5 protein-coding genes are annotated in these 6,201 nt (G+C 39.0%); 2 read left to right on the top strand and 3 right to left on the bottom strand.

What is annotated here, in order from left to right:
• Positions 1-29 precede the first annotated feature (29 nt).
• The 3 genes from RMZ42_RS12055 to RMZ42_RS12065 all read right to left on the bottom strand — a co-directional run bounded on the left by RMZ42_RS12055 (position 30) and on the right by RMZ42_RS12065 (position 3,763).
• A complete protein-coding gene (locus RMZ42_RS12055; RefSeq protein ID WP_322671658.1) occupies positions 30-422 on the bottom strand; it encodes a hypothetical protein in 393 nt (130 codons plus the stop codon).
• Positions 423-740: 318 nt separating this feature from the next.
• Positions 741-2,315 carry an AAA-like domain-containing protein gene (locus RMZ42_RS12060; RefSeq protein WP_322671659.1) on the bottom strand — a complete coding sequence of 525 codons (1,575 nt, stop codon included), beginning with the start codon at positions 2,313-2,315 and terminating at the stop codon, positions 741-743.
• Between the two features lie 5 nt (positions 2,316-2,320).
• On the bottom strand, positions 2,321-3,763 hold the full coding sequence (locus tag RMZ42_RS12065) for an AAA-like domain-containing protein (RefSeq protein ID WP_322671660.1): 1,443 nt from the start codon (positions 3,761-3,763) through the stop codon (positions 2,321-2,323).
• Positions 3,764-4,412: 649 nt separating this feature from the next.
• Here RMZ42_RS12065 and RMZ42_RS12070 point away from each other — a divergent pair.
• Both RMZ42_RS12070 and RMZ42_RS12075 read left to right on the top strand, forming a co-directional pair.
• Positions 4,413-4,943 (top strand): AbfB domain-containing protein, encoded by a 531-nt coding sequence (locus RMZ42_RS12070; protein WP_322671661.1) that lies wholly within the window; start codon positions 4,413-4,415, stop codon positions 4,941-4,943.
• 347 nt (positions 4,944-5,290) lie between these two features.
• Entirely contained in the window at positions 5,291-6,103 is an 813-nt protein-coding gene (locus tag RMZ42_RS12075; RefSeq protein ID WP_322671662.1) for a class I SAM-dependent methyltransferase, read from the top strand.
• The last annotated feature ends 98 nt before the right edge of the window (positions 6,104-6,201 follow it).

The raw sequence follows: 6,201 nt of genomic DNA on the forward strand, positions 1-6,201 counted from the left end.
GCTAAAAACACGTACTTATCCAGAACTGATTATGAATAAAATTTGATGAAAATCAATCCTGGTAAAACTGCTCCTTCAATAATGCCTATAATCCAGAAAATTGAAATCCAAAGAAGCCAGCTGAAGCCTTCAGAACTAATAAATAAATCAGCTGAAAATCCTTCAGCTACCCTCGAACCAACTAAATAACCAATAAAACCACCAACTATTCCACCAAGCAATCCTCCCAAAAATGAGTAGAAAAATAACTTGAGAGTTACTTGAATATTTTGGCTATACAGTAGATAAATTATTGCCCAGAGCAATCCTATGATTGCTGAGATTACTACCGATACTAATATAGCAAAGATTATCACTTTCATCGCTTTTTTCGTGGTCTTAGCTATGGGTAAAGATATAAGGTTCAGACTTAATAGTAACATGACAAAAAATATCGCTATAAAACGGGAGCATCCCAATTTTGCAAAAAGAGGGGAAAAACCCAGATTATTCTTTAACTATTATTAGCCAAGAGACTCTCAAAAATAAAATAATTCATTACAGTTTTGTTTGAAATTATTACTATCAATTAAATTTGAGGATGATTTTTAATTATCCTATCAAACTTAACGGGATAATATAGTTAAAACTGACTTGGTTAATAATCAATAGTTATATGTACTAACTAGTGATTTTTAGCAAATTTTTATATATGATTTGTTCAGCAGTTTCACACCGATAACTAGTCTAAACTACAGCACTCATGGGTAATGTAGTAATTGCTTTGAGGTTACTGAACAGTGCTTTTTATACTCGAAAGTCACCATCGCCAATCCTAAAACAACTATTAATGCCCAACCGAACGCGCCTATAAAAAATAATCTTTGAAATCTAGCTGCTTTTTGCTCTTGAACTAGTCTAGCTTTAACTTCTTTAGTTCGTTCTGCTTCTAACCATGTCTCAACTTCTCGCCGATCGCATTCTTGGCTAGCTGCTAAAAACTGATAATCTAAATCGCTCAAACTTTTGCCTTGCGACCAAGCCAGAGCTTCATGTAAAGCTGTCCCGCGTAATAGTCGGGAATTATCACGATGCTCTGAGGCTATCCAAGCGTTGAATGCTTGGGAATATGGCCGTAATTTTGCTAATTGTTTTTCTACCCAAGCTTGGTTAAAAACTTCTTCATAAATCCGGTTCTTTACTATTAATTGCCCTTGGTGCTTGGTTACTAACCCCGATAACAGCAGTTCTATTTGTTCTTCTCCATCATCACTAGCTATCTGAATACCTTGTAAAATTTGCTGGTACAATCCTAGTAAACCTCCAGCACGCTGTTCATTGATCAGCAGGCGATCGCGGATTGTTTTCAAATGCTCTGGATCGTCTTTTGCTTCCCATTTCTCTATAATATGGGTTTGCACTAGTTTTTCTAAAATTAACAAAGGAAATTGATAATAAAAATTTATCAAATGTTGATTAATAATCGGTAAATGATTATCCAATTTATAACGCTCATCAACTTCTATGCTTCTGTGTTCCTGAACATCTTTGCTTCCAGAGTTTCTTTCTTGCACCACTATTTGACAGAGCTTTTGAGTAAGAAAGGGCTGACCATTTGTCCAAGCCAAAATTTCTTTGAGAACTGCCATCGGATTAGCTACTTTACTTTCTAAACCTGCTGCTAATGGCTGAACTTCCGATAAATTAAAGCCGTGCAGTTCAATAGATTTACCGATATTAAATGGCGTACAGTTGCGATCGGCAATCAAATCTGAAGGCGTTGCGACTCCGAATAATGCCCAAGTTAGACGGTTATATTGTAGATTTTCGGCTCGTTGATTGTAGCATGAGCGAATTAAAGTAAAAAAATCTACTACCGGGAAATTCAAGCCTAAAACACTATCAATTTCATCAATAAAAATAAATATTTTTTCAGTTTTTAGTTCAACTAATAAAATGTCTTCAACAAATTGGCTCAATCGCTGTAATGCAGGTAAATCTTCACGCTCCGACCACCAGGCTTTTATATTAACTTTGCTAAAGAGATTAAAGCTCCTTAATAAGTCAACTACTATGCCCTTATACCATTGAGCAGGAGTAATATTGCCGTTGCCGATGCGAGTCATATCGATAGAAGCACAACTGTAGCCTGCTTGTTCTAATTTATGTCTTGTTTGTAACCGCAAACTAGATTTACCCATTTGTCGGGAACTAAAGACATAACAAAATTCACCTTGAATTAAAGCATTATAAAGTTCAAAGTCAGCCTGCCGTTCTACATAGCTAGGAGCATCGACTTTGAGACTACCACCAATTTGATATTCGTACTTATTCATAGCATTTAGGTTAATTGCTCTTGGAAATATAGCTGATACAAATCACAGCTAGGCATTGCCTGATTTCCTTCAAGTTTTACCAGACCCATACTTTCTAATTTATAGGCAGCGATCGCTTCTAGTTGTACACTTGTGGGAGAGGTAACTACCCGTTTGAGTGCGATCGCCAGTTCTGGATGTTCTTGGAGATTGGCTAGATGATGGCGTAAATAGTTGCTATAAATACCGGCAATTGTGGGAGCCTCTTGTAATAGCTGCTCTAGGGTTACTGTTTGATTTCCCAGGTTATAAAGAGCCAGACGAGCTAAATAAGGATGACCGCCAATCATCGCTCGTAGCAAAGCCAGCTTTTCCAATCCTTTCTCACCTTTGGCCCAATCGAGTCCATGACGCACTGCCAAATCCTGCATCTGCTCTAAACTAAATTCTGGTAACTTAATCGGTAATCCCACATTGAAGGGGGATTGATTAATATCTAATGGCATATAAGCTTCAGTGGCATGAACTACTACTAATCGGAGTTTTTGCCAAATTTCTAATTCGGAAGCATCTTCATACCAAGAACGCAGTAGTGGGAGAAAATCCCTAGAGATTTCTGGATACTCGAAAATTTGATTCACTTCATCCAAAGCTAAGACTACCGGAGCGTCGATTTTTTCTAGCACATACTCTTGTAAATACAATGTGCAGCTAACTTTGCTGCCAATATCCTCATCCCAATAATCATCCAGTCTGATCTCTAGGTTCAACTGTCGGCTGATATTCGCACAAAACCAGCGTAAGAATTTGTCTAAGCTAGTGAAAACTTGACTATCTGCTCTTTGTAAACCGATCTGTACGGTGTGTACTCCAGTCTGTTTTGCATGAGTAAGAATTCTGTGCATTAGGGATGTTTTTCCCATTTTGCTGGGAGCTTTGATTCTGATTAGACTTCCAGGTTTGTTGATTTCGGTATATGTGCGTTCTTCAATTGGCGGACGCTCTATGTAAAAAAAGGAATTGAGCGGCACTGAGCCACCAGGATTTTCTAAGAAGTCGGGATTAGGGGCTGGGGTTTTTCTCTCGTCTTGCTTTTCGATCGTTAAAGAAGACCCTGATATTCCATCTTTGGCTCTACTTGTTGGCTGAGACTGTCTCAAGACTGCTGGCACAGGTTGTAGTTTTTCTGACAAAACGCTATTTTGCGTAGGCAAAGCGCGCTGGAGGCCTCGCCGTCTCAATACTGAGCGAAAATTACTTTTTGTCACCTCCTCCCCGAAAGCTTGTGAAAGTAGCTTCCATAACTTAGAACCAACATCTTTTATATAATTGGCATCGTAACCACAGCTTTCGGCAATGTCTGGATAAGTTTGTCCTTCCCAAGCTTTACGAAATATGATTTCCTGAACATCACTTAAGCCATGTTCAAGAAATGTATCTAAAATTACTAGTGCTTCTTCTATATTCATTTGTAGAAAGAATAAAGTTTGTTTTAAATAAGACTTTAGCGGAATTTTTCAGATTTTTTTCAGTATTTACTTAAATTTAAACAGTTATACCAATTTAATTAATCTTTGCGACAGATGGATTACTTGTAGGGGCATACAGGTAGCTGCGCACCCCTACTCAGGTATCTGTTGTGTTCTTTTCCCAAATTGGTATTAGCTTTATTTACATCTGCCGCTCCAAGATATTAGGGAATGTCACAATCCCCATTACTTAGGCAGACTAATGGGCATGAGAGTTAATTTACAGTAGTTTTCATGTATTTGAACTACACCTGTCGTAGGGGCGCAAGGTCTTGCGCCCCTAGCGCGTTGATGCCAATGGCATTAACAAAAGCTGAAATGCCTATTTTAGTAACATTCAGCCCTGATACTTTGTTCAATCTTTAACTTTCATATAAACATAGTTTGACGTAGAATTTGTTTTTTTAGAGTTTAATTAGCTCAGGATTAATGCAGCAATTAATAAGAGTATTTTCATCGCACGAAGCTTTAAGCTTAAGACGAATTATGTGAATATTTCTAACTAATTTCTAGCATTTTTAGAATTAATACTACAATTCTTAAGTAAGAGCATTGTTTTGCTAAATGGTCATCTAAAAAGATTGTAGCCATGAAAAATAACCTCTTTGCACTAGCGCTAACCTTATCAGCGCTTCCTATATCTATTTCTACATCAATTAATCCTGCGATCGCAGAGTCAACTCCTGTTGAACCAGCTGTCTCAATACGAGCATTTAATCTTCGTAGCTACTACATTCGTCATCGCAATTTCCTTGGCGAAGTTAGCCCCATTTCAAGTTCTCTAGACAGAGGAGACGCAAGTTTTAGAGTAAGGTCAGGGCTAGCGTCTTCTAACTGTGTTTCATTTGAATCCTCAAATTTGCCAGGATATTACTTAAGACATCAAAATTTTCAAATTAGATTAGATCGCAATGACAATACTGCACAGTTAAAAGCTGATGCAACGTTTTGTATAAAACCAGGTTTAGCAAGTTCAACAAATGTTTCTTTTCAGTCATATAATTTTCCTACTTACTATATACGTCACAGAAACTTCAAGCTATATATTGACCCGTATACCAGTGCTAGCTTGTTTTTAAACGATGCCACTTTTACACTAGTAGCACCGTTCACTCGTTAGTTAAAGTGGCTTACAAACTTAGTCATTCAATTCCTGATGGCTTGTATAGAGTAAACTGTCTTGGCACGTTGGTACATTACTAGAGATGACAATATTCTTTTGTTAACTCCTTCATCTGTGGTTGCCCAAACCGCCCATTTTTTCTAGCAGACTCTGTACAATTTACATATAGCTATCGTTCCGATGCTTGTTTGTTTTAACCAGCACCCTAATGGATCGATAGCTTTATTGTGAATTGGCTCAATTAAAAACTGTCTGGAGTATTGCTCTATTATATTTGCAGTTTATTTCTCGTTCCCAGATTGGAATCTAGGAACACCAGTAACGAGTGTAAGTAGGAGATGATTATGCCGAGATGGAACGCAGAAAAAAAACAAGCGTATCGAACCGAGGTAATTCAACGCATCACCGCAGCGATGCCCTCAGTAATGCAGGAATATGCCTCAATTAATTGGGAAGAGGAACTCAAAAGCTACCATACTGAGCATGAATATTACCCTGACTATATCCACGCTCCCATTCATGGGTCAACAGATTCCTACACTAACCCTCAGTCGTGTTTAGCCTGGGATGCTGCGATGGATGCCATTATTCCCCTCAGCCACAATGTTAGTTGCCAGCAGTTGCGCGAGACAATGGCTGAACTAATTCCTGAAGACGCTCAAATTCAGACGGTGCTAGAGCTTGGTGCAGGTACGGCTGGTGGAGCGCTGGCACTGGCACAGCGGTTTCCACAGGCCACCTTTCGCATTACTGATGTTTCACCTTATATGCTGGTGATTAGTCAGCACAAATTTAACAAGGCTGGATTAAGTGAGCGGGCATCCTTCGAGCAGGTGGACGCCCGTAACACTGGCTACCCAGACAACTCCTTCGATCTTGTCACATCATCACTACTCTTTCACGAGACACCTAAAGAGTGGACGCCTAAGATTCTGAAGGAGATGTACCGGATCACCAAACCCGGAGGTTGGGTGCTATATGCTGACACCTATCGGGGTGAATACGCCCTCAGTGCTTCTTTTCAAGAACCGTGGTTGGATGACTTTATCCATTTCAACTTCGAGTACGAGTTTGCGAAAGCAGGTTTTACAGAACTCAATTACATCCGCTATGCCGTGGGTTTGTGGTATATGGTTGGCCGGAAGCTAGAAATGTGAGGAAAAAACTCCAACACAACTTTGGAGTACTTCAATACGACTTTGGAGTACCTCAACACGACTTTGGAGTACCTCAACACGACTTTGGAGTACTTCAA

Origin of the sequence: Nostoc sp. DedQUE05, assembly GCF_034530955.1 — a bacterium.
Classification (GTDB): domain Bacteria; phylum Cyanobacteriota; class Cyanobacteriia; order Cyanobacteriales; family Nostocaceae; genus Nostoc.

Coding starts and splice junctions, on each gene's coding strand:
- RMZ42_RS12065 (WP_322671660.1), bottom strand. CDS start 3,763: ATGAATATAGAAGAAGCACTAGTAATTTTAGATACATTTCTTGAACAT.
- RMZ42_RS12070 (WP_322671661.1), top strand. CDS start 4,413: ATGAAAAATAACCTCTTTGCACTAGCGCTAACCTTATCAGCGCTTCCT.
- RMZ42_RS12055 (WP_322671658.1), bottom strand. CDS start 422: ATGTTACTATTAAGTCTGAACCTTATATCTTTACCCATAGCTAAGACC.
- RMZ42_RS12075 (WP_322671662.1), top strand. CDS start 5,291: ATGCCGAGATGGAACGCAGAAAAAAAACAAGCGTATCGAACCGAGGTA.
- RMZ42_RS12060 (WP_322671659.1), bottom strand. CDS start 2,315: ATGAATAAGTACGAATATCAAATTGGTGGTAGTCTCAAAGTCGATGCT.